The 22,926-nt window shown below is 41.7% G+C and carries 20 protein-coding genes; 15 read left to right on the top strand and 5 right to left on the bottom strand.

What is annotated here, in order from left to right:
• The first annotated feature begins 99 nt into the window (after window positions 1-99).
• The 8 genes from AB6N04_RS01775 to yjiA all read left to right on the top strand — a co-directional run bounded on the left by AB6N04_RS01775 (window position 100) and on the right by yjiA (window position 9,885).
• Window positions 100-780, top strand: coding sequence for a VWA domain-containing protein (locus AB6N04_RS01775; RefSeq protein WP_369310214.1), 681 nt, complete (start codon window positions 100-102; stop codon window positions 778-780).
• A gap of 3 nt (window positions 781-783) precedes the next feature.
• The gene (locus AB6N04_RS01780; protein ID WP_369310215.1) at window positions 784-1,536 is read left to right on the top strand and encodes a PP2C family serine/threonine-protein phosphatase; all 753 of its coding nucleotides are present in this window, start codon (window positions 784-786) and stop codon (window positions 1,534-1,536) included.
• Window positions 1,536-2,972, top strand: coding sequence for a DNA-binding protein (locus AB6N04_RS01785; protein ID WP_369310216.1), 1,437 nt, complete (start codon window positions 1,536-1,538; stop codon window positions 2,970-2,972). Before AB6N04_RS01780 ends, AB6N04_RS01785 begins: the two co-directional genes overlap by 1 nt.
• A 10-nt stretch (window positions 2,973-2,982) precedes the next feature.
• On the top strand, window positions 2,983-5,538 hold the full coding sequence (locus tag AB6N04_RS01790; RefSeq protein WP_369310217.1) for an energy transducer TonB: 2,556 nt from the start codon (window positions 2,983-2,985) through the stop codon (window positions 5,536-5,538).
• Window positions 5,539-5,553: 15 nt separating this feature from the next.
• Window positions 5,554-6,006, top strand: coding sequence for a WG repeat-containing protein (locus tag AB6N04_RS01795; protein ID WP_369310218.1), 453 nt, complete (start codon window positions 5,554-5,556; stop codon window positions 6,004-6,006).
• 418 nt (window positions 6,007-6,424) lie between these two features.
• Window positions 6,425-8,578: a carbon starvation CstA family protein gene (locus AB6N04_RS01800; RefSeq protein WP_369310219.1), complete on the top strand. Its 2,154-nt coding sequence runs from the start codon at window positions 6,425-6,427 to the stop codon at window positions 8,576-8,578.
• A 101-nt stretch (window positions 8,579-8,679) separates the two neighbouring features.
• Window positions 8,680-8,883 (top strand): YbdD/YjiX family protein, encoded by a 204-nt coding sequence (locus AB6N04_RS01805; RefSeq protein ID WP_004260586.1) that lies wholly within the window; start codon window positions 8,680-8,682, stop codon window positions 8,881-8,883.
• A gap of 39 nt (window positions 8,884-8,922) precedes the next feature.
• Window positions 8,923-9,885 carry a GTPase gene (yjiA, locus tag AB6N04_RS01810; RefSeq protein WP_369310220.1) on the top strand — a complete coding sequence of 321 codons (963 nt, stop codon included), beginning with the start codon at window positions 8,923-8,925 and terminating at the stop codon, window positions 9,883-9,885.
• Window positions 9,886-9,987: 102 nt separating this feature from the next.
• On the opposite strand, the gene AB6N04_RS01815 is transcribed toward yjiA, so the two are convergent.
• Window positions 9,988-11,307, bottom strand: a complete 1,320-nt coding sequence (locus AB6N04_RS01815) for a serine dehydratase subunit alpha family protein (protein ID WP_369310221.1) — start codon at window positions 11,305-11,307, stop codon at window positions 9,988-9,990.
• Window positions 11,308-11,515: 208 nt separating this feature from the next.
• The gene (locus tag AB6N04_RS01820; protein WP_369310222.1) at window positions 11,516-12,862 is read right to left on the bottom strand and encodes an MATE family efflux transporter; all 1,347 of its coding nucleotides are present in this window, start codon (window positions 12,860-12,862) and stop codon (window positions 11,516-11,518) included.
• Window positions 12,863-13,057: 195 nt separating this feature from the next.
• On the opposite strand from AB6N04_RS01820, the gene AB6N04_RS01825 reads away from it, so the two are divergent.
• The 3 genes from AB6N04_RS01825 (at window position 13,058) to AB6N04_RS01835 (ending at window position 15,569) form a co-directional block, all read left to right on the top strand.
• Window positions 13,058-13,954, top strand: a complete 897-nt coding sequence (locus AB6N04_RS01825) for a diaminopimelate dehydrogenase (protein ID WP_369310223.1) — start codon at window positions 13,058-13,060, stop codon at window positions 13,952-13,954.
• Between the two features lie 170 nt (window positions 13,955-14,124).
• Window positions 14,125-14,889, top strand: coding sequence for a hypothetical protein (locus tag AB6N04_RS01830; RefSeq protein WP_369310224.1), 765 nt, complete (start codon window positions 14,125-14,127; stop codon window positions 14,887-14,889).
• Window positions 14,890-14,930: 41 nt separating this feature from the next.
• On the top strand, window positions 14,931-15,569 hold the full coding sequence (locus tag AB6N04_RS01835) for a hypothetical protein (protein WP_369310225.1): 639 nt from the start codon (window positions 14,931-14,933) through the stop codon (window positions 15,567-15,569).
• Window positions 15,570-15,624: 55 nt separating this feature from the next.
• Here AB6N04_RS01835 and AB6N04_RS01840 read toward each other — a convergent pair whose 3' ends face one another.
• Together AB6N04_RS01840 and AB6N04_RS01845 are read right to left on the bottom strand one after the other, a co-directional pair.
• Window positions 15,625-16,452, bottom strand: a complete 828-nt coding sequence (locus AB6N04_RS01840) for a phosphoenolpyruvate hydrolase family protein (RefSeq protein ID WP_369310226.1) — start codon at window positions 16,450-16,452, stop codon at window positions 15,625-15,627.
• A gap of 11 nt (window positions 16,453-16,463) precedes the next feature.
• Window positions 16,464-17,684 carry a Tm-1-like ATP-binding domain-containing protein gene (locus tag AB6N04_RS01845; protein ID WP_369310227.1) on the bottom strand — a complete coding sequence of 407 codons (1,221 nt, stop codon included), beginning with the start codon at window positions 17,682-17,684 and terminating at the stop codon, window positions 16,464-16,466.
• A 367-nt stretch (window positions 17,685-18,051) separates the two neighbouring features.
• On the opposite strand from AB6N04_RS01845, the gene AB6N04_RS01850 reads away from it, so the two are divergent.
• Together AB6N04_RS01850 and AB6N04_RS01855 are read left to right on the top strand one after the other, a co-directional pair.
• On the top strand, window positions 18,052-18,684 hold the full coding sequence (locus AB6N04_RS01850) for a TetR/AcrR family transcriptional regulator (RefSeq protein ID WP_369310228.1): 633 nt from the start codon (window positions 18,052-18,054) through the stop codon (window positions 18,682-18,684).
• Window positions 18,685-18,860: 176 nt separating this feature from the next.
• The gene (locus tag AB6N04_RS01855; protein ID WP_369310229.1) at window positions 18,861-19,901 is read left to right on the top strand and encodes an AbrB family transcriptional regulator; all 1,041 of its coding nucleotides are present in this window, start codon (window positions 18,861-18,863) and stop codon (window positions 19,899-19,901) included.
• A gap of 68 nt (window positions 19,902-19,969) precedes the next feature.
• On the opposite strand, the gene AB6N04_RS01860 is transcribed toward AB6N04_RS01855, so the two are convergent.
• Window positions 19,970-20,320 (bottom strand): YacC family pilotin-like protein, encoded by a 351-nt coding sequence (locus AB6N04_RS01860; protein ID WP_369310230.1) that lies wholly within the window; start codon window positions 20,318-20,320, stop codon window positions 19,970-19,972.
• 241 nt (window positions 20,321-20,561) lie between these two features.
• On the opposite strand from AB6N04_RS01860, the gene cueO reads away from it, so the two are divergent.
• Both cueO and hpt read left to right on the top strand, forming a co-directional pair.
• Entirely contained in the window at window positions 20,562-22,163 is a 1,602-nt protein-coding gene (cueO, locus tag AB6N04_RS01865; protein ID WP_369310231.1) for a multicopper oxidase CueO, read from the top strand.
• A gap of 126 nt (window positions 22,164-22,289) precedes the next feature.
• Window positions 22,290-22,826 (top strand): hypoxanthine phosphoribosyltransferase, encoded by a 537-nt coding sequence (gene hpt, locus AB6N04_RS01870; RefSeq protein WP_369310232.1) that lies wholly within the window; start codon window positions 22,290-22,292, stop codon window positions 22,824-22,826.
• Window positions 22,827-22,926: the final 100 nt, after the last annotated feature.

Here is a 22,926-nt window from a genome sequence, read left to right on the forward strand (position 1 = left end):
AATTCTTATTTAATGTCGGTGTTTTTCATTTTTCTTAGTTTCATTAGCGGCACTATTCTGTATATTGGTATTTTCATCACGATAAAATAAGGATAATTCATGAACCAACCTATCATTCCAGATGTTGCCCTAGTCGATAATAGTGAGCAACGAACACCACTGGTCTTGGTATTAGATTGCTCTGGCAGTATGCATGGTGAGCCAATTAACGAATTAAATGCAGGGTTGCAATTACTTGAAAAAGAGCTCAAAAATGATGTGATTGCAGCTAAACGTGTTCGGATACTGGTTATTCAATATGGTGGAAATGACCAATGCTCGATTATTGGCGATTGGTGTGATGCGATGGATTTTACCGCGCCGATATTAGAAGCTAATGGTACAACACCAACTGGGCAAGCCGTAATGGCGGCATTAGATGAAATAGAAGCGGAAAAACAACGTTTCCGCCAAGCCGGTGTTGCGTATACACGCCCTTGGTTATTTTTAATGTCAGATGGGGCTCCAACCGACTTATGGGAAGAGTCGGCACAAGTGTGCCGCCAAGCGCAAAAAGATCAAAAAGTGGCGATGTTTCCTATTATGGTCGATGGAGCAAGTGCACAAGTGATGGGGGAGTTTAGTATCGCAGGCTTGAATGGTGTGAAAAAGTTGAAGGGATTGCAATTTAAAGAACTTTTTTTATGGTTAAGCGCCAGCATGCAGGTGGTTTCCCAATCGACACCGGGTGGTCAGGCTCAACTTCCTTCAACAGATAGCTGGTCAACAGTGTCGGTATAATATATGAGTTGGTCTATTTATTGTGCATCAGTGCAAGGGCGTTCACATCAAGAAAACAATTTGCCTTGCCAAGATGCTTGGCATGCAGAGCACACAGCAAATGGATTAGCCGCTTGTGTTTGTGATGGGGCGGGCTCCGCACGTTATAGTGATATTGGTTCGCGTTATGTTTCAAGGCTATTTGTGCAGCGGATCTCTGAGTTTGGCGATGTTGACTATTTATGTGTTGAAGAGATACAGCCTGTCATTCTTCGTACGCTCAGTGCTATACGTGAACAACTTATTTCTCTTGCTAATGATAAACGCGGAGAATTGAAGGATTTCGCTTGTACTGTGGTGGCTGCATGGATTGGTAAACGGCAAGGTTTTCTTTTTCATTTAGGCGATGGCGTTGCCATCGCGTCTTACCAACAAGATGGACATCTTATTGACAAAGTTTCCTCTCCGGAAAATGGTGAATATGCAAACCAAACCTGGTTTCTAACCTCAAATGATTGGCAGGCGCACTTACGTATTACACCCATTATCGGCAAAATAGAGCGGATTATCTTAATGTCTGATGGTGTACAGCCTTTTGCCATGAATAAGCAATGCGATGCACTTTATCACCCTTTTATTGATCCTGTGACTCGATTTTTACAGCAACATGATGAATACACAGGCAGTGAAGCATTAAAAGGGACACTTGATGACCCTCGTACTTATTCCATTACTGGGGATGATAAAACCTTACTTGTGGCATTTAGGGAAGTGTAATGGCAGTGGCAAATAAGATGAAACTTGTCGATGGGCAAGGGCAAGTTATTCAACTGGGTAAATTAATTAAAAGCGGTGGAGCTGGCAGTGTCTATCATATCGCGTCAGCGCCAGGTCAAGTTGCTAAGCTTTACCACGATAAAATAGATAAAACGTTATATCGCCGTAAAACAGCGGCAATGTTAGCGTTAAAGCCACATTTACCGCCTATTACTGATACGACAATTCCCGTGGTTCAGTTGGCATGGCCAATCTGTCAACTGTTTAACCAGAAAAAACAGTTTGTCGGCTTTGCGATGCCAGAACTGGATGTGAACGCATCCATTGAGCTTGAATATATCTTGCAGGAAAGACAGGCTAGAGCAAATAATCTACCCGTTGGGTTAGGGGCAAAAATCCAACTGGCAACGAATTTAGCGATCTTGGTTGAGGCTATTCATCAACAAAATCACTTTATTATTGATATGAAACCCGTGAATTTGCGCTTTTATCGGGAAAGCTTATATGTATCAATGCTAGATTGTGATGGCTTTAGTATTCAAGGGGAAAAGGAACGTTTTGCTGCTGGACAATTTACTGTCGATTATCTTGCACCTGAATTTCAACAGAGCAAAAGCGTGCCACAATCCCAAGAGTTACAGCAAGACCAATTTTCATTGGCAGTGATTTTATTTCAATTATTGAATTTTGGTATCCATCCCTTTTCTGGTCGACCTTTACATAATCAAGTGCCGAATGATTTACCCAGTCGAATTGCAGGAAAATATTATGCATATGGGGTAAAAGCGCACCAAGGAATAAGCCCTGTGCCGACCAGTGGGCATACCTTTTTACCTGAGGAGATCCGCCAATTATTTGATAAAGCCTTTAATGGGCCCCCAGCCCAAAGGCCAAGTGCGGCTCAGTGGGTGCAGTGCTTACGACCTTATGCGCTGCGTAGCCAGAAAAAAATGGCGGTATGTAGCAAAAATAAAGAACATCAATATTTTGTTGGGCTTAAATGTGCCGCTTGTGAAAGAACAAAACAATTAAAAGTCGCCAGTGAAGCATTACAAAAAACACGGCAACAACAAAATGTGTATAAAACGCGAGTTAAAGGGCAAACACAAACCCGTCGAGTTGTTCGTCCACAACCTGTGCCCCCAATCACCTTTACGCCACCTGCGTGGTTTAAGGCAATTAAAAAGGTGCATTTTTACACCTTTTTTGCCATCGCTGTTCCATTATTAATGGCATTTATCGCTAGCCGTATTACCCAAAATATAAAACCTGAAACGTTATCACCTACCGCTTTTTATCAGTATTGGGCGCAGTATGGTTTAGAGTTTGATATGGCGCTGAGTATTATCACATTACTTATTTTATTGGGACTGTGCCTGTTTTTCTGGCTGGGGCTGTTCTTGCCTATCAAGTCGATTGTGACTAAGAAGCCATAGGGGAATAACGTTGAAAATAAAACTGACTCCGCTTCTTTTATTGCTTTTAACTTTCTTGTTTGTGGCATCGGCGCTGCCTCTTTTCTTTGGTTATGGCTTATTTATTGCGCTATACGAGCTGGGTGAATTAATTTGGCCAAGTGCGTTGAATGTGAGTGATAACTTATTTCTGACAGTAATGTGGCTGTTTGGGAGTGCATTTGTTGTTGCCTTGTTGATAGGTGCGGTTCGTTTTAAAGCTCGACAATATTGGGGGATAATCATTGTTGTATTGGCCGTGTTTAGCACCATCACACTCATCAATATTCCGTTAAATGAAGCATCAAACCAACGATGGCGAGCGCAAACCTTAATTGAACAGCATGATTGGTCGTCATTTCTAAATGAACAAAACACAGCCGTAAATGATGTGCTATCAGGGATTATTGATAATCGGGAAACCGATGTTGAAGTTGAAGCGCGATACCACGAGTTACAAGCGCGTGTCGATAAGATGGATAAACTCGTGGAGTTAGCGCCGCAAAGTGCCGCAATGCGTGCAATATGGCAACCTTTATTACAAGCCAATACACCTGCATCAAAAGATCAAATCACACAATTAGAAGATGCGAGCCAATATTTACCCCAAGATGGGGCGCTCGCTTATGCTGTGGGGTTACTTAAATTGCGTCAAGCAGATCCACTTTCGCTAAAAGATAGTCTTGTTTTCTTCTTTCGTGCTGTTGTGGCAGAACCCAATAACCCAGCTTATTGGCAAGGCTTAGGGGTAGCGTATAGCTTAATAAAAAACCAAGCAGATAATAGCGATGTAAACTTAAAAAAAGCCTACGCTGCATTTATTTTCGCACAATATCTGAGCCTGACTAATCAATGGTCAACCCCTCCCTCGTCATTATTCGATACACAAAGCGCTGCGATATTAGCAAAAGAAATTCAGCGCCTCTCTACAACGGAACGCCAAAATGTTTTTATTTTACAAGCAAGAAGCAAAATAAAGGTATTGGATTGGCGAAGAGAAACGGTTGATGCGCAAACACAATTATTGGCTAAGCAACCATTATCTGTGCAGGGAAGTTATGGGGCGGTGAGGTTAGCGAATGATTATTATCGAGGTGATCCGCGTTATCCGGGGAAAATGACCATCAATACAGAGGGGACATCCATTGTTCCTAGTTCAGTTAATGGCGTTCGTTATCCTTCAATTAAATATGATGTGGATAATGTCACTGCAACAGTGTCCGTGGATGTGAATGAAAAAGGCACGCCTGCGTTTACGTTAATCGAAACTACCAGTGGTATAAAACACTATGATATTGCTGCGGAATATGCCGTGAGCCAATTACGATTTGAACCCGTAAGGCAGCCAGTTCGCCACCTTGTCACTGTCAGTTTTAAAAGCACGGTGAAAAGTTTAGATGATTATGCCAAAGAGGTTGGGCTGTTAGTCGAGAGAGCCAGTAAAGCGTTAGCAAGGCATAATGAAAAGTCGTTTGAACATGTGATAAAAAGGCTCGTGAGTTATGTCAATAATACGGTTCCTGCCAAATATACACGGACCTCGCGTTCCTCTTATGAATACTACCAACAGCAGCAAGAAATCTCGAAAGAGATACGAGCCACACTGCGACAAGCGGATAGTCGTTCTAAATCCAATGGAGAAGCATGGGAAAGCAATACGCAAAGAGTTCGCGCATTATTGTTAAAGCACCCAAATAATCTGGAAGTGCTCAGTACAACAGCAAGAATGGAGTTAATGCATTTTAATGCGGCACGAAACTTATTAACCAAGGATAAAGCATCAGCAATAAAAGACGGCTTTGTCGATAACGAGCAACATTGGCGAGACTTACTGCTGAGCGCACGAGGGCATTATTTGCAAATTATCACGATCAACCCAAACCGCATTGATGCATGGTTTGCTTGGGGAGTGACGATGATAGACGAAGATCCTGAATTGGCAGCGGGCGCATTTGCATTAATGCACTACAACGCCGATAACAGTATCGATCAGCGTTTGATGGTAGCGCAGTCCCGTTTCTTTTTATTTGGTTTGCCAGATAAAACCAAAGAGCGAGTCAATATTATCAATGCACGTATGGCCCAGTTGTACAGCAAAGGGGAAATACCGGTATCTGCAACAGAAGAGGAACGCCAAGCGTTTGAAGAACAAAAAGTGTTGGCTCAAAAAGTGATGCCAGCGGCGATACCTTTTGTTTCAACTTATCGTATTGCGCCTATGCGAAATGAAAACCTAGCTGATCCGATGGCGGTGAGTATTGACGCTGCGGCTTTTGGTATTCAAGAAAATACCTTGAAGCTACCTGCGATTTCCCAAGAGTCAGTGGGGAAAACGCAAGGTGAAGCGGTTTTGAAAATTGATGTACCAAAAGGCGGCGTACCAAGTTCCGTTATGTTACAGCAATCTAGCGGTGTGGATTATTTCGATGACAACTTAATTTCAGCCGCGTACCAGTGGCGATTTAATTCGGCGTTTCAGAATAAGGTGTTATTAATTCCAGTGACTTTTAGCCAGCCAAGTGAGTCTTCACTGAACGGTAAGCCATAAAAAATGGGGAATATCATGATCCGATATATAATTGCTGGTCTACTCGTTATATTTTGCTCTGTGCCCGTGTTTGCACAAAATCTTGAGCAACAATATAGCTTATGGATGAATGACCAAAAAAATCAAATTCACTGCTTTGATAAAAAATCCGCTTTTCAATATTGTTTACGTGAGTCAAAGGATGGCAAATTAATCGTCGCGGATAAAAACAACCAAGAAATTTATCAAATTTATTATTTTGATAACTGGCCTGATGAAGCCCAAGATGGGGTTTATCGTATTCGCCAAGGAAATAAGATTGGCTTTGCTGATGCCGTGACTGGGAAGATCGTTATTGATGCAATTTATGATTGTGCCTACCCTTTTGAAGATGGCAAAGCCAAAGTCGGTATTGGCTGTAAAACAGAAACAGATGGTGAGCACAGTTGGTGGGTTGGCGGCGATTGGACAACAATTACACGGCCATAAGGAGACTACCTACTTAGATACTCTTTTTTAGGGTATCTAAGGTGTTTTTTACGATCTTTATGATATTTAGTTACAATTTGATTAACTTTAATCATATTTTTTATACTACTTAACTTATTGAATATTAGCTATTATTGTTATATAGATCACAGTTTTCATCCCATTAAACCTTTCTTAAAACCATTCACGGCAAAATTCAAACCGCTTAATTCTGTATGGCACCGCTTAGCGCAACTTTAATCATTTATAGAGTGTTATTTCTTACCATAGACACCATGGCAGAGCTCAATTTTCGATTTAATACAGTTCAACCACTGCCAATTAAAAGCCATCAATAACAAACTGCACCACGATGCAACTAGTGTGATGGTAAATACAAAATCAATGGCATGTTCGTTTTACCTCAGAAGGGTGTTCTATGAACAAAAATGGTATTTTAAAGCACATTCCGTGGATGATCCTTGGGATCATTGGCGCAATTTGTTTAGGGGTTGTTGCCCTAAGACGCGGCGAGCACATTAGTGCCCTATGGATAGTCGTCGCATCGGTAGCGGTTTATCTTATTGCTTATCGCTATTACAGCTTATATATCGCTAAAAAAGTGATGAAGCTGGATGAAACACGTTCAACTCCAGCCGTCATTAATAATGATGGTTTAAACTATGTTCCAACTAATAAAAATGTCCTATTTGGTCACCACTTTGCGGCGATTGCAGGGGCAGGGCCATTAGTAGGACCGGTGCTTGCGGCGCAAGTGGGTTATTTACCCGGCACATTGTGGCTGCTGGCAGGGGTTGTTTTGGCGGGGGCAGTACAAGACTTTATGGTGTTGTTTATTTCGTCCCGCCGTAACGGTGCATCATTAGGGGAGATAGTCAAAGAAGAGTTAGGCCCTATTCCTGGTACTCTTGCTCTCTTTGGCTGTTTCCTCATTATGATCATTATCCTTGCTGTATTGGCGCTGATCGTCGTGAAAGCCTTGGCAGAAAGTCCATGGGGGGTATTCACCGTGGTATCGACTGTGCCAATTGCCTTGTTTATGGGAATATACATGCGATATCTCCGACCAGGGCGTGTTGGTGAGGTTTCGGTGATTGGTATCGTGCTGCTGGTGGCATCAATTTGGTTCGGTGGCGTTATCGCGCATGACCCATACTGGGGCCCAGCACTGACATTTAAAGATACTACGATCACTTATGCATTGGTTGGCTATGCGTTTATTTCTGCGCTGTTACCCGTATGGCTGATCTTAGCTCCTCGTGACTATCTGGCCACTTTCTTGAAAATTGGGGTTATTGTTGGTTTAGCGATTGGTATCGTTATTCTGAACCCTGAATTAAAAATGCCAGCGGTGACGCAATATATTGATGGTTCAGGTCCAGTTTGGAAAGGTACACTGTTCCCATTCCTGTTCATTACCATTGCGTGTGGTGCGGTATCTGGTTTCCACGCCTTGATCTCATCCGGTACAACACCGAAATTGTTAGCAAACGAAAAAGACGCGCGTTACATCGGTTACGGCGCAATGTTAATGGAATCTTTTGTTGCGATTATGGCACTGGTGGCAGCATCGATTATCGAACCTGGCTTGTACTTTGCGATGAACACGCCGCCATCAGCATTAGGTATTACAATGCCTAATCTGCATGAGCTTGGTGGTGCTGATGGCGCAGCTATTATGGCTCAATTGAAAGATGTTTCTGTTCATGCAGCGGCAACAGTCAGTTCATGGGGCTTTGTGATTTCACCTGAACAAATTATGCAAACGGCAAAAGACATTGGTGAACCATCCTTGCTTAACCGTGCGGGTGGTGCGCCAACATTAGCGGTTGGTATTGCATTTGTATTCCACGAAATTATCCCTGCGGCCAATATGGGCTTCTGGTATCACTTTGGTATTTTGTTCGAAGCACTGTTTATCTTGACAGCATTGGATGCAGGAACCCGTTCTGGCCGCTTTATGTTGCAAGATTTATTGGGTAACTTTGTTCCATTCTTGAAGAAAACAGATTCAATGATTGCCGGGATCATCGGGACGGCAGGTTGTGTCGGCTTATGGGGTTATTTACTGTACCAAGGCGTTGTTGACCCACTGGGCGGAGTTAAGAGCTTGTGGCCGCTATTCGGTATCTCGAACCAAATGTTGGCTGCGGTTGCATTAGTCTTAAGTACCGTTGTGCTGATTAAGATGAAACGCAGTAAATACATTATGGTGACTGTGTTACCAGCAGTGTGGTTATTGATTTGTACCACTTGGGCGTTAGGACTGAAATTGTTCAGTGATAACCCTCAGTTAGAAGGCTTCTTGTATTTAGCCAAATCTTATAAAGATAAGATTGCAGCAGGGGGCGCTGAATTGACAGCCCAAGAAATTACTAACATGAATCACATTATCATCAACAACTACACCAATGCGGGTCTAAGTATCCTATTCTTAGTGGTTGTTTACGGTATCATTTTCTATGGTATCCGCGTGGGAATGAAAGCACACAAAAATCCAGAACGTACAGACAAAGAAACACCGTATGTGCCTGTACCGAAAGAGGGCGTGAAAGTTTCATCTTCACATTAGTAACCTTTCGACAATATCGAGCCATATCAGCGGCTCGATACTGGAATGGCCGCCCTACATTGTGTGCTCATGATGTAGGGCATTTGTATTTGGAGAAGTTGATGTTTGGTAACCTTGGCAAAACAGGTAAATACTTAGGGCAAGCAGCACGTATGCTGATCGGTATTCCAGACTATGATACTTATGTTCAGCACATGAGTGACAATCACCCTGATAAGCCAGTCATGACTTATAAAGAATTTTTTCGTGAACGGCAAGATGCGCGATATGGTGGCAGTGGTAAGGGTGGATTCCGCTGCTGTTAATGATGATTGCAGTGAAACAATGGTGCAAAGAGGATAATAATGAAACCAATTAATGTCACAATCCTAACCGGTTTTCTCGGGGCGGGTAAAACAACGCTTCTTAGCCATATTCTTCATGCAGAACATGGACATAAAATTGCAGTCATTGAAAATGAATTTGGTGAAGTCCCTATTGATAACGCCATTATTGGTGACAGAGCCACCCAAATTACTACATTGAGTAATGGGTGTATTTGCTGCTCTCGTTCGAGTGAATTAGAAAATGCATTATTAGACTTGTTAGATGGTCTAGATAGCGGCAAACTGGATTTTGACCGCTTAGTGATTGAATGTACGGGAATGGCCGACCCAGGCCCCATCACGCAAACCTTTTTCTCTCATGATGTATTATGCGAACGTTTTTTATTGGATGGCATCATCACCTTGGTGGATGCGGTTCATGCGGAAAAACAACTGAATGATTTTGCTATTGCTCAAGCCCAAATCGGTTATGCAGACCGAATTTTATTAACAAAAACCGATATCAACCCTGATACAGACGCTCTGATAGAACGGTTACAACGTATTAATGCTAGAGCACCAATTTACCCTGTTATTCACGGTGATATTAACTTACAGCTTTTATTGGATATTCAAGGGTTTTTATTAGACTCTGAACTGAAGGTAAATAAACCGACTTTTCGTTTTGCTCCAAAACAACAAAATGAGGTGGAGTCTATTGTTGTGGAGTTTGATTACCCTGTTGAATTGATGGAAGTTTCACAGGTAATGGAAGATTTACTACTTGGCTTTGCGGATAATCTATTGCGCTATAAAGGCATTTTGTCCATTAAAGATGAGCCAAAACGTTTGTTATTCCAAGGCGTTCAACGCCTTTATAGTGCGGACTGGGATACTGATTGGCAAGACGACGAAGCTCGCCGCAGCGTATTAGTGTTTATTGGGGTAAAACTTCCTGAACAACTTATCCGTGAAAAATTTGCCGCCTTGGAAGTGAAATAGATTTTCATTCAAAAAAAGGCAATTAAAAAGCAAACATTTCAAAAAATAATTCAAAGTCCTTAACGCCTAAGTCAACAAGGCGATGACGTTAAGGACGAAGAATTAACGTGCTTTTGACGCCATAATCTCAATAATCTGCACATCCGTATGCCTCATTGACCCTGCGGCTAATGAACACAAATTCGCTATTGATTGGTCGACATCGTCTGACACAATACCGTCAGAGCCTCTGACACAGCTGTTATCTAAAGCCATTAGTACGGCTTTATAAGCTGCACTGGCACTGGTGGAGACTTTCATCGCACAACTGTTTGATGCGCCATCACAAATCATCCCGCTGACATCGCCAATCATGCTGGAAATTGCCATTGCAACCACCTCATAGCGAGACTCCAATAACCATGCGATCCCTGCGGCTGCGCCCATTGCTGCGGTGGTTGCGGCACATAATGCAGAGAGTGCAGGTAGTTGATTATGAATATAGATAGCCATTAAGTGGGATAGCATTAACGCACGAGCCAACTGCTCTTCAGAAGATTGCAGATAATCCGCTGTCACTACGACAGGCATGGTTGCGGCGATACCTTGATTACCCGAACCCGAATTACTCATGGCGGGTAAAACAGCGCCTCCCATACGGGCATCGGATGCAGCGGAGGTACGGATCATAATTTCGGACATTAAGTCTTTCGATAATAAACCGCGATCACGCTGAGTTTGTAGGGTTTTGCCAATATGTAAGCCATACACATTACGCAGACCTTCTTGGGACAAAGCTTCATTTAATTGTGCGGCCTCTAAGATAAAACGAATATCTTCTAACGGCGCTTCAGTGGCAAATTGATAGACTGATTTTGCCGTAACGGGAGGCAAAGGAATATCCGCCGCACAATCCACGGGGAGATCGTCTTGAGGTTTTTTGGCTAACGTATCAAACAGGGTTTCATTATTATGGATGATTTTCACAATATTGGTGTGTGAGCCTGTGATGATCACAGTAGCGGAGCCTGTCTGGGTATACACGGTTGCTTCAGAATAGATAACATCTTCACAAGGCTGTTTGATATCAACCGTCACCAGTCCTTGGGCCAACATTGCTTTACTGAGTGCAATCGCTTCCGCAGAGGCTGATTTTAACACTTCTAAGCCTGCATCGGCATCTCCCCCAACAGCGCCTAACGCAGCCGCGATCGGCAGTCCTACCATACCTGTACCGGGTACGGTGACGCCCATGCCATTTTTCATCAAGTTTGGGGAAACAAACGCACAAACACGCGTCACTTCACCATCAAGGAAAGACGCTGCTTTTGCGGCAGCGTAAGCCAGAGAAATGGGCTCAGTACAACCTAACGCTGGCTTAACTTCTTGTTTTACCGCATTGATAAAATATTGCCAAAGTAATGGTTGTGATTGCACATGCATGGCCAGTCCCCTTAATAAAATCTTTTTTGATTTTATTATTTTAAATAACTCGTTGGAGAAAAACTTCACTAAGTTTGGGGAGATATAGACGTTAAAGAGAAAAATAATCTCAAATTTCTTCAATGAAAGGAAAATATTTTTAAATTTGAGCTTTGTCACAAAAATCCTGCCTATAAAATAGGGCAGGACATTGTGATTGTTTTATTGGCTAGCTTTCAACATCCAGGCGTTTACTTTGCCATTTCCGAGAGCGCCAGCGCCATGCATTAGTCAAACCGCGTAACCATTCATCGGCGAAGAAACCGAGCCAAATTCCCAGCAAGCCCATTTCCATTTTTATCCCTAAGAAATAACCGAGTGGGATCGCCACGCCCCACATAAAGATAATGGCGGTACACAGTGGGAAGCGCGCATCTCCTGAAGCTCGTAATGCATTGACCATGACAATATTAATGGTGCGCCCAGGCTCCAAAAAGACTGAGAGTAAAAACAGCGGTAATAATAACTCGATAATACCGTGGTCATCGGTAATGTTGTTCAGGATCGGATCACGAAGTAACCAGAAGACAATAACAACACCAATTGTCACATAAAAGCCCATCTTGAGGCTTTTGATTGCCCGCATATAGGCATCTTCAAAGCGTTTTGCTCCCACCAAATGACCGACCATAATTTCATTACCAATACTGACGGAAATACCGAATAGCATGATAAATAGCGATAATTGGAAATACAGAGTCTGTGCGGCAAGGGAGGTTTCCCCCATTAAACCTATAAAGGCGGATGCGGTCATAAAATGCAAGATCCACACAAGGTTTTCCCCCGCAGAGGGTAAACCAATATGCAGAATTTTACCGAGCATTTTACGTGACCAGTGGATTAACATTATTGGGACAAACTTGATGCGTAACCCATAGAATAATAAGCAAAATAGTAGAACAACGGCAACAATACGACCGACCACAGTAGACCATGCCACACCTTCTAAACCATATTGCGGCAGGCCGAAAAACCCATAAAGTACAATGATATTACCAACAACAGTAATCAAGTTAGCGATCAATGTTACCCACATAGCTGGTTGTGCTTTTCCATAAACTCGTAAGCATGCCGCTAAGATAATCGAAATGGCTTCAGGAATTAAACAAATCCCTAAAATACGTAAATAGGTATAACCATCTGCCATTAAATGGGATGGCATATTCATGATTTCTAGAATGGTATAGCCAAAGAATACCGCGACTAATGCACTGGAAAGTCCCAGAATAAAGTTAAAGGCAATAGAAATATGGATCGCTTGACTGGCTTTTTCTCGGCGACCTGCCCCTAAATATTGGGCGATAACGACACTGCATCCCACACTAATAAAGTTAAAAATAGTAATAAAAAGATCAAAAACTTGGTTACCCACCCCCATGGCTGCAAGGTAAGCGGTAGATACATGACTAACCATGTAAGTATTGATTAATAACGTGGCCAAATGGAGAAAAATATCAATAAAAATTGGCCAACTGAGTGAAAAGAGTGACCGCTCAGTCACATCAGATTGATGCATTGAGAACCTTTATCTATTTATGGAAGTTATGGATGGTCGTTTGACTACGCAATTCTACATGGAATTCGTTAATGAAAATAGGGCTAAAATGCACCATATTTTGTAAAGTGAATGTTTTGTTTACTTTTAATTAATCTGTTAAATTTAATTTCGCTATAAATTAATAAGCAACATCAGAACTGTATAGGAGCGAAAATGACAAAAATTAAAGCAGCAATAGTGGGATATGGCAATATTGGCCATTATGCACTAGAAGCTGTTCTGGCCGCAGACGATTTTGAACTTGTTGGAATTGTTCGTCGCAATACACAAGATATTCCCGCTGAACTTGCCTCATACAACGTCGTTGATGATATTGAAAAACTTGGGGAAGTGGATGTTGCGCTTCTTTGTTCGCCAACTCGAGCTATTGGCCCACTTGCGGCAAAAATCTTAGCATTAGGCATCAATACGGTTGATAGCTTCGATGTACACACGGATATCGTAGCACTGAAAAGAAGCCTAGATGATGTTGCAAAACAACATAATAGCGTGGCAGTTGTTTCGGCAGGGTGGGATCCAGGCTCTGATTCCATTATGCGTACCCTAATGTTAGCGATGGCACCAAAAGGGGTGACTTACACCAATTTTGGACCGGGAATGAGTATGGGGCACAGTGTTGCGGCAAAAGCGATTGAGGGTGTAAAAGATGCATTATCAGTGACTATTCCGCTAGGCACTGGAGTACATCGCCGTATGGTGTATATTGAACTGGACGCAGGGGCTAAATTTGATGACGTTGCTCAAGCGATCAAAGCGGATAGCTATTTTTCCTCTGATGAAACACATATTCGCCAAGTTGATAGTATTGATACATTGAAAGATGTTGGTCACGGCGTGCATATGACCCACAAAGGGGTTTCAGGTGCCACACACAACCAATTGTTCGAATATTCAATGCGTATTAATAACCCAGCGTTAACGTCGCAATTTATGGTTTCTGCTGCACGTGCATCGATGAAGCAGGCGGCGGGGGCTTATACTGTGATTGAAATCCCACCTGTCAATTTCTTGCAAGGTGACTTAGATACACTGATCGCTAAGTTAGTTTAATTGCATTTGTATTTATCTGTGGCATGGCGTTTTGTGCTCATGCCATCTTGTCGTCATTTTTTACACTTAATCTTGGGTTTGCTTCGCCATTCAGATTTTAGCCACTGTTTATTTCTGGTGTTATCAAGTAGCTTATTGAAAAAGCACAATTGATGAGCTGGAGTGATAATATGACTAAGTCGTCTGGGAATGAGCAATCAAAAACAGCAAAGAATACAAATCAAGGCTTTTTCCCAAAACAGCCAACAGAAAAAAGTGTGAAAGAAAACTCGCACTCATTTAGCCTTGTTCGAGCTTTATCAAAGATAATTAACTACGGTTTTTCTCTTTTTTATGTTGGGTTTATTTTATCCGTTTGGTTTTTTCCTGAGTATTACACGATCGAGATTATTTATAATCTGACCGTGATCCTTATTTTTGAATTTATTTTGGTTCACTCTGGGGTCTTCATGGCGGTCTTTCGTGATTGGCGGGTGTTGACTCTATTTGCACTATTCTATGGTTTATTTGCATTGGCAATTAACATGGCAGTACTCGGGGATTCCCCATTAATTCTTTATTTATACAGTGCTACAGTAGCAAACCGAATATTGTTCGGTCTAACGAGTCGCAGTGAACAAGAAAGAAACGAAAACATGGGCTATTCAGCGTTAATGGCACTCAATTTTATGTTCTGTATTTTCCTTGTGCTAATGTTATCCTTCCTTGTGCCTTATGGTGGGGTAACGCCTGAATATTTACAGTCTATTGGCTATTATTCTAGTATTTCTTCAGGTGGAGAGTTCCCAGATAAACCGCATATTGCTTTTGCTTTTGGTGTTTTGTACTTTGGATTGCCTGTATTTATGGCTTGTTTAATGAATTTCTTGTGCAAAGGGCATTCAATTTACCAAGAAAAAGGAAAAGGATTTCGTGGCAAGGAAAATAAAAAATAAAAAATAAAAAAAGAGCTAAAAAGTTCTCGCCATCATCAACAGTGAAGGGGAAACACAATTTTATTGCGCCAGATAAACCGCCAGGAATGGTGAGCTATTTACCTGAGTTGGTGGATTATGGCTTGACCATTTTTTATATCGGATTTTTATTGTCTCTGTGGTTTGCCCCTGATTGGTCGGGAATTGAAGTTATTTACAATATGGTCCTGATCCTGCTATTTGAATTTATATTGGTGCATATGGGCACAATGATGGCGGTATTGCAACGCGGTTTTTTCTTTATTTTTGTGGCGATAATTTTAGGTGGTGTTGCCTATATCTTTCATACCACTCAAATTAAGTCTTCCGCCATTCTTTATATTTATGCCGTTACGTTGATTAACCGAATTATTATTGGGCGTCAGCAAAGAAGTGAGTTTGATTATTTTGATGCCTTTAGTGAAGGGATTGGGAAGTTACGCCATTATGTTGCGTGTTTTATCATAGCGATGTTTTTAACACATTATTTGTCTCAAGGGGGACTCACGCAACAGTACCTGACAGAAAATGATTATTATAGTATGTTAAAAATGACAGGTATGACGGAGAAGCCGCTAATGATTATTCAATTCGGTGTGTTGTATTACTCTACGTCATTACTTTGGGTATTGTGGCGTTTTTTAAAACCAAGTAATAAATAAAAAAGCGCCTATGGAAATAGGCGCCCTGGTGTTGACAAAAATTAAAAATAAAAAACTAACGTGTTATTGATTTAAATTGCTGTGTAGTCTTTGTGAGAGCAACTTCGGTAGGCAAACGTTCCATTGAGCTTGCGCCATAAAAACCGTGGCAATCAGGGCAGTTTGCTAAAATATATTCAGCATCTTCTGGTGTTGCGATAGGACCACCGTGACAAAGGACAATGACATCATCGCGTACGGCTTTAGCTGCTTTTGCCCATTCATTGATTAATGGGACACAATCTTTTAGCGACAGAGCCGTTTCTGCACCGATATTACCACCTGTTGTCAGCCCCATATGTGGCACGATAATATCCGCACCGGCTTGGGTCATCGCAGCCGCATCCTCGGCGCTGAAAACATACGGTGTGGTTAATAGATCTTTTTCGTGCGCCATGCGGATCATCTCGACTTCTAGACCATACCCCATTCCTGTTTCTTCAAGGTTAGCGCGGAAGTTGCCATCAATTAGGCCTACAGTTGGGAAGTTTTGTACGCCTGCAAAGCCGGTTGCTTTGATCTCATCTAAAAACTTATCAAATTGGCAGAATGGGTCAGTACCGTTTACACCTGCAAGGACGGGGGTATGTTTCACCACCGGCAAGACTTCCTTCGCCATGTCCATCACAATTTCATTGGCATTGCCATAAGCCAGTAAACCTGCAAGTGAACCACGACCAGCCATACGATAACGACCGGAGTTATAAATAACAATTAAATCAATGCCACCCGCTTCTTCACATTTTGCCGATAAACCAGTACCTGCACCACCACCGATAATTGGTTCCCCACGAGCAATCATTGCTCTAAATTTTTTTAATAAATCTGCGCGGTTATGTTTCATATTAACCTCTATTATTTGTTCAAAATTTCCTGGTGTAGCTGAATAACCTGTTCACAAAACTCATGGGAATTAATGTGATAAGGACTCAAAATAAGTTGTCTTTTTTCTGTTGTTATAAGGTTTTCTGTTAGTGCATCAATAAACGCCTGATCTGCGATAGGATCCCAGAACGGTGCGCCTTCACTATCTAACGCGGAGAACCCTGATGTTGGAACAATAAAACGAACTTCGCCATCACAACGGTTTAATTTATCAGCAATCCAACGACCCATTTGTTGGTTTTCTTCTTTTGTCGTTCTCATTAACGTAACTTGCGCATTATGATGGTAGAATAAGCGGTCTTGGTATTTTTCTGGCACGGTGGTGGGGCGACCAAAGTTCACCATATCCAGCGCGCCACATGACATTACACAAGGTGTTTGTGTGCGTTGGATAGCACCAAACCTATCTTCATCGCAAGCTAAAACACCCCCAAATAAATGGTCACAGACTTCCGTTGTAGTCATATCCAACACGGAATGCAGTAAGCGACTATCAATCAATTTTTCCATCGCTTTACCGCCACTACCTGTTGCATGAAACACGAGGCAGTCATACTGTTCTTCTAATTGTGCGGTAAGTTGTTGAACACAAGGGGTTGTCACGCCAAACATAGTTAGGGCAATCGCAGGTTTAATATCGATATTTTTTTCATCTTCTTGATTAAACCAGACAGCCCCTGCAATTTGATTTGCGGCGTTTTTTAATACCTTACGCGAGATGATATTCAAGCCGGAGACATCGGTGACAGAGTACATCATGGAAATATCACTCGCACCGATATAACCTGAAATATCACCGGAAGCCATGGTCGAAACCATTAATTTGGGGATCCCGACAGGAAGCACTTGCATTGCTGGGGTGATTAAAGCAGTGCCCCCTGAGCCCCCTAAGCCAAGGATTGCTGCAACATCGGTTTGTGCTGCAATGTACAAGCTAAAAGCGTGTGCCATGGCTTCAATCGCCTTGCCACGATCACCACAAAAAACCGCTTCTGGGCCTAAAGGGTGAAAACTTGCGACAGTGTGTGCGCTAATGTCGGCGTCTTTTTCTAATGGTGTTGGTTGAGTCGTTAAGTCAACGGTGCGAACTGCTAGCCCTGCGCGTTGGATTAATTCGCTAACATAAAAGAGTTCAGCGCTTTTTGTATCCAGCGTTGTGGCGACATAAATAAAACCTGGGTGCTTTTCCATATATACATCCTTTCAGATTAGAGTTCGCGTTGAATTTTTCACCGTAATGAGACTATAGTATCATTTTTGTTGCTTGTAAAATGAGATTGCAGTCTCATTTTCTGGTTTGTTGTAAAACCGATTAGTTGATAATATGCATATCTTATTGATAAAACATCATAAATATTAATTGATACCCAGTATCTATTGTGAGTCATAAGATTGCTAGATTTGTGATAGGGATAACTTATTTGGTTGTATATACAGGTTAGTTTGAGGGATGGATGTTTTAACTGTTTTGTTGAGTAGATGTACTTATTCTCCCTTGTGTTTTCTCAATATTATTGACTAGACTTGTGATAAGAGACAGTATTTTAAGGATAATTAAATGCCGAAAACTCATTCAGTTTCAGAATATAAAGGAACGCGAAAACGGACTTATGTATTATTGGTTACCACGGCTTTAGATCTATTTGAAAAAGGCGCAATGCCCTCTGTTTCTGAGCTGGCGCTTGAAGCAGGGGTTTCTCGTGCAACGGCTTATCGTTATTTCCCGACTCAAACTGATTTAATTACGGCAACAGTGAATGAGAGTTTAGGGCCTATTTTAACTTGGCGTCCACAGAGTGAAAAAACGGAAGAGCGCATTGATGAATTGCTGACTTTTGCCTTCCCTCGAATGTTTGAACACGAAGGCGCTTTAAGAGCTGCATTACAAGCCTCATTACAGCAATGGGCTCAAGGGCGTTCTGCGCCACAGGATGCCAAAAACAAGCAATTTGAGCGTGGAAACCGTAAAGATATTTTAGCGATGGTCACAACACCAATGAAATCAGAATATCCGCAAGAAATTGTGGATAGGGTAATCAAGGCATTTTCAGTAATATATGGTTCAGAAATTTTCTTGGTATTAAAAGATATTTGGAAGATGGATAACCAGCAGGTTACAGAATTGGCTCAGTGGATGGCGAAAGCGATAATGAACCAAGCAGTAGCAGATAATGCTAAAGGTAAAAAATAAGGTTTTCCCAAGTGCGTTTTTTTGTGCTCAAGTAAAAAAAGAAAATCAAAACCTGACAAACAATAAAATGATAGTGAATAATCACTATCATGACAAATAAATGAAAACTAAAGTCATGTAGCATTAATAATATGATATAAATTGAGGCTATAAATAGTATTAACGGTTAATGTCGCATGATGAAATCATTCAAAATGATAGTTGGGATTGCTGTTTGTGCCTTGATTGGTGGTGGGTTAACTTACCTTGGCATCCCATTAGCGCTGATGTTTGGCCCAATTATCGCTATTATCATTTTCCATCGCTTTGGCATTTCCCTTGCTATTCCTAAACATACCATCCCTTTCGTTCAAGTGATATTAGGTACCTCCGTTGGACTGATGTTTAATCAGCTTTCACTTAATGAAGCTGATAACTTATTTCTATTATTATTGATGCTGGTGGTGTGTTTAGCGGTACAATTTTCATTTAGTTTTTTTTGGTTTTATCGCAAAGTGGGGTGGACAAAACAAGAAGCTATGTTAGGCTCAGTGCCCGGCGCTATGGCAGCAATTTTAGCATTAACAGACCATACCCACACACCACCGCAAAAGATTGTGATTTCCCATACTATTCGCCTTATTATTTTGATTTTATTGGCGGGAATTGTCGTTGGTAGTGATGGTGATCCTCAACCAATTATTGAGTTTCCTTCATTAACGTGGATAGCCACCATGTGGTTATTGTTAATTATCGCGGTTGGGGTAATTGCCGGTTTGATATTGCAGCGTTTCAGAGTTCCTGCACCTTATATGCTCACGTCATTAGCGGCGGCAACATTAATACAAAGTTGGGTTGATATTCCTTTAAATCTTCCATTAATGCTAACTGAACTGAGTATGGTACTAATTGGAATGAATATCGGTAACCATTTTGTGGTTTTCCCACTTTCTTCGTTGATTAAAAATATTTACTCCTCTGCACAAGTTGTTGTTATTAATATTATTTTAACGTTCTTGATTACTGTGTTTGCCGCTTGGCTAACGGGATATGATATTTCTGTTTTATTACTTGCTTGGGCACCTGGAAGCATGGAAGCGATGACCTTCGCTGCAATCACGATGAATTTAGATGCAGGGTTTGTTATGTCGAATCATATTATCCGCATGGTGATCATCCAAAGTATCCCATCCATAGCTTTATTTTGGCAGGAAAGTAGGGCAAAAAAACGGCAATAAAAGCGTCAGAATGGAGAAGAAAACATGCCAAGACTGAGTTTGCATGTTTTCTTAATGTCACGGTGAGATTATTTTACGTAAGCAAACAGTCCGAGCGAGTCTCGGGCTAATGATTGGCACTTAAACTCTTGTGCCAGCGGTATTCCCTTTAAGTCATTATAACTTTCTTTATTTAACTGAGTCATTTTCTCAGAGTTGTAGTTGCTCAAATCCCACTTATTGCTTTTCGCAAAATATACGATAGCGCGTTCAATCTCTCTATCGGGGATCTGTGAGTATCCACAATCATATTTTAGGTAAATAAAAACAGCCGTCAGATCCGCCAGATCTTCAGCTTCATTGGGGGCAAGAGCTCTGGCAGAATTGGTTATCCCTAACAGAGTCATTAAGCATGACATCACTAATATAAATTTGCGCATTCTTTATTCTATCGGGTTTCTATGTCAAGTAACGTTAGCATAAGAATAGAATTGTTAGTCAACTATATTTTTCTTAAATGAATGTAATAAACCCATAATAATCGAGTGGGTTTGTTGACCTTCCTGTAAGGGGAAGCTTTATCATTTGCTTTATTAAACCATGTTTTGCAGAGAAAGGGTAATTTCCCTCAATATACTCTGTTACTGATTATTGATTTGATAAACAAAAGGAAGATTATCAATGTTACGTCGCGATTTTTTGAAATTAAGTGCTATCACATATGCTGCAAGTGCGCTGCCTATTTGGAGCCGCATCGCGGTCGCCGCTGAAAACTATCCCACACTTGCGATCCCGCCGTTATTAGAGCCTGATGCACAAGGAAATGTTCAACTGGTGATTAAACAAGGAACCTCCCAATTCATTCCAGGTAAAAAGACCACAACGTGGGGATATAACGGCAACTTGCTTGGCCCTGCCATTAGCTTGAAAAATGGCCAAAGCGTTAATATTAATATTGTAAATCAGTTGGCGGAAGAGACAACGGTTCACTGGCATGGCTTAGAAATTTCAGGCGAACAAGATGGTGGCCCTCAAGCGATTATCCAACCTGGGGCAACACGTAAGGTCAATTTTACGGTTAATCAAAGTGAGGCTACTTGCTGGTTCCATCCACATACACACGGGAAAACAGGTTATCAAGTGGCTATGGGGCTGGCGGGGTTAGTTCTGATCAAAGATGAAGACAGTGCAAAATACGGTTTACCTAGTCACTGGGGCGTTGATGATATCCCTGTGATTTTACAAGACAAACGTTTGAAAGATGACGGGCAAATTGATTATCAACTTGATGTCATGAGTGCAGCAGTAGGCTGGTTTGGTGATTTAATGTTAACGAACGGTGCCGTTTATCCGAAACACGTTGCACCAAAAGGCTGGATCCGCTTGCGTTTACTTAATGGCTGTAATGCTCGTAGCCTAAACATTTCAACCAGCGATGGTCGTAAAATGTATGTGGTTGCCAGTGATGGCGGTCTACTTGCTGAGCCTATTGCATTGACCGAATTACCTATCCTGATGGGGGAGCGTTTTGAGGTGCTAATTGACGCTTCCGATGGTCGTGCATTTGATTTAGTCACATTACCTGTGGGGCAAATGGGAATGACCATCGCTCCTTTTGATCAGCCTCTGCCGGTTTTGCGTATTGAAACCACATTAACAAATGGTGATGGCAAATTACCCTCAACACTTGCAGCAATTCCAGCACTTCCATCTTTAACTGGCTTAAACCGCCGTCGTTTCCATTTGATGATGGATATGCGTTTAGACATGCAAGGCATGATGATGCTACGTGAAAAGTATGGTGCACAAGCCATGGGCAATATGGGCGGTCATGGTGCGATGATGGGGAATATGAACCAAAGCAATATGGGCAGTGGCAGGATGCGCGGTGGTATGGGCAATGGTGGACATTGTGGAACTGGCATAGGCGATTTAGATATTCACAATGCCAATACGATTAATGGACAAGTGTTTTCGATGACTCACCCTGCTTTTGATGCGCCAATGGGACGTCAAGAAATTTGGGTAATTTCAGGACGTGGGGACATGATGCTGCATCCATTTCATGTCCATGGTACACGCTTTCGTATTCTAAAAGAGAATGGTCAAGCGGTAGAGCCGCATCGTCAAGGTTGGAAAGATATTGTCAAAGTTGAAGGACAGGTCAGTGAGATTTTAGTGGAGTTTAAGCACCCTGCAACGAAAGCACACCCTTATATGGCGCATTGCCATTTATTAGAACATGAAGACACAGGAATGATGCTTGGCTTTACAGTGAGCTAATTACGCACTTATATTTTAGGACAACATGCAGCATTAAATTTGAGTGCTGCATCTCCTTTATTAGTATCTGACATACGCCTATGCTAAAATTACGCGCTTTCCATTCCTTTAGATGCGTAATTGAAGATGAAACATACCCTTGAAGTCATGATCTCTGAAGAAGAGATTGCTCAACGAATCAGTGAACTCGCTGAAAAAATCAGTGCACATTACCAACCCCTTGAAGGTGATTTAGTCCTTGTTGGCTTATTGAAAGGCTCATTTATTTTTATGGCTGATTTATGCCGTAAAATTGATGTTCCCCATGAAGTCGATTTTATGACCGTGTCAAGTTACGGTAATGGGACGACATCAAGCCGTGATGTCAAAATTGTCAAAGATTTAGATGAAGATATTCGTGGTAAACACGTTTTAATTGTTGAAGATATTATCGACTCGGGTAATACCTTAAATAAAGTTCGTGAAATTTTCCAATTACGAGGTCCTAAATCGGTCGCTATTTGTACTTTATTGGATAAACCATCACGTCGTGAAGTGGATGTGCCTGTTGAATGGATTGGTTATTCAATCGAAGATAAATTCGTTGTTGGCTATGGTATTGACTACGCACAACAGTATCGTCATCTTCCGTATATTGGGCATGTGACCTTACTCGAAGAGTGATCATCGGGAAAAAGAATAAAGAAAGGACAGCGTATTCGCTGTCCTCAGACTGCTGACAAACATAACATGTTTGTCAGCAGGTTGGATAGGTTTTGAAAAT

This window comes from Providencia rettgeri, assembly GCF_041075285.1.
In the GTDB taxonomy this organism is placed as follows: domain Bacteria; phylum Pseudomonadota; class Gammaproteobacteria; order Enterobacterales; family Enterobacteriaceae; genus Providencia; species Providencia rettgeri_G.

What these genes read in the sequence shown, in the direction of transcription:
- AB6N04_RS01815 (WP_369310221.1), bottom strand. Translation starts at nt 11,307, where the DNA reads ATGCATGTGCAATCACAACCATTACTTTGGCAATATTTTATCAATGCG.
- AB6N04_RS01830 (WP_369310224.1), top strand. Translation starts at nt 14,125, where the DNA reads ATGACTAAGTCGTCTGGGAATGAGCAATCAAAAACAGCAAAGAATACA.
- hpt (WP_369310232.1), top strand. Translation starts at nt 22,290, where the DNA reads ATGAAACATACCCTTGAAGTCATGATCTCTGAAGAAGAGATTGCTCAA.
- cueO (WP_369310231.1), top strand. Translation starts at nt 20,562, where the DNA reads ATGTTACGTCGCGATTTTTTGAAATTAAGTGCTATCACATATGCTGCA.
- AB6N04_RS01855 (WP_369310229.1), top strand. Translation starts at nt 18,861, where the DNA reads ATGATGAAATCATTCAAAATGATAGTTGGGATTGCTGTTTGTGCCTTG.
- yjiA (WP_369310220.1), top strand. Translation starts at nt 8,923, where the DNA reads ATGAAACCAATTAATGTCACAATCCTAACCGGTTTTCTCGGGGCGGGT.
- AB6N04_RS01805 (WP_004260586.1), top strand. Translation starts at nt 8,680, where the DNA reads ATGTTTGGTAACCTTGGCAAAACAGGTAAATACTTAGGGCAAGCAGCA.
- AB6N04_RS01795 (WP_369310218.1), top strand. Translation starts at nt 5,554, where the DNA reads ATGATCCGATATATAATTGCTGGTCTACTCGTTATATTTTGCTCTGTG.
- AB6N04_RS01800 (WP_369310219.1), top strand. Translation starts at nt 6,425, where the DNA reads ATGAACAAAAATGGTATTTTAAAGCACATTCCGTGGATGATCCTTGGG.
- AB6N04_RS01775 (WP_369310214.1), top strand. Translation starts at nt 100, where the DNA reads ATGAACCAACCTATCATTCCAGATGTTGCCCTAGTCGATAATAGTGAG.
- AB6N04_RS01825 (WP_369310223.1), top strand. Translation starts at nt 13,058, where the DNA reads ATGACAAAAATTAAAGCAGCAATAGTGGGATATGGCAATATTGGCCAT.
- AB6N04_RS01780 (WP_369310215.1), top strand. Translation starts at nt 784, where the DNA reads ATGAGTTGGTCTATTTATTGTGCATCAGTGCAAGGGCGTTCACATCAA.
- AB6N04_RS01820 (WP_369310222.1), bottom strand. Translation starts at nt 12,862, where the DNA reads ATGCATCAATCTGATGTGACTGAGCGGTCACTCTTTTCACTCAGTTGG.
- AB6N04_RS01850 (WP_369310228.1), top strand. Translation starts at nt 18,052, where the DNA reads ATGCCGAAAACTCATTCAGTTTCAGAATATAAAGGAACGCGAAAACGG.
- AB6N04_RS01840 (WP_369310226.1), bottom strand. Translation starts at nt 16,452, where the DNA reads ATGAAACATAACCGCGCAGATTTATTAAAAAAATTTAGAGCAATGATT.
- AB6N04_RS01845 (WP_369310227.1), bottom strand. Translation starts at nt 17,684, where the DNA reads ATGGAAAAGCACCCAGGTTTTATTTATGTCGCCACAACGCTGGATACA.
- AB6N04_RS01860 (WP_369310230.1), bottom strand. Translation starts at nt 20,320, where the DNA reads ATGCGCAAATTTATATTAGTGATGTCATGCTTAATGACTCTGTTAGGG.
- AB6N04_RS01785 (WP_369310216.1), top strand. Translation starts at nt 1,536, where the DNA reads ATGGCAGTGGCAAATAAGATGAAACTTGTCGATGGGCAAGGGCAAGTT.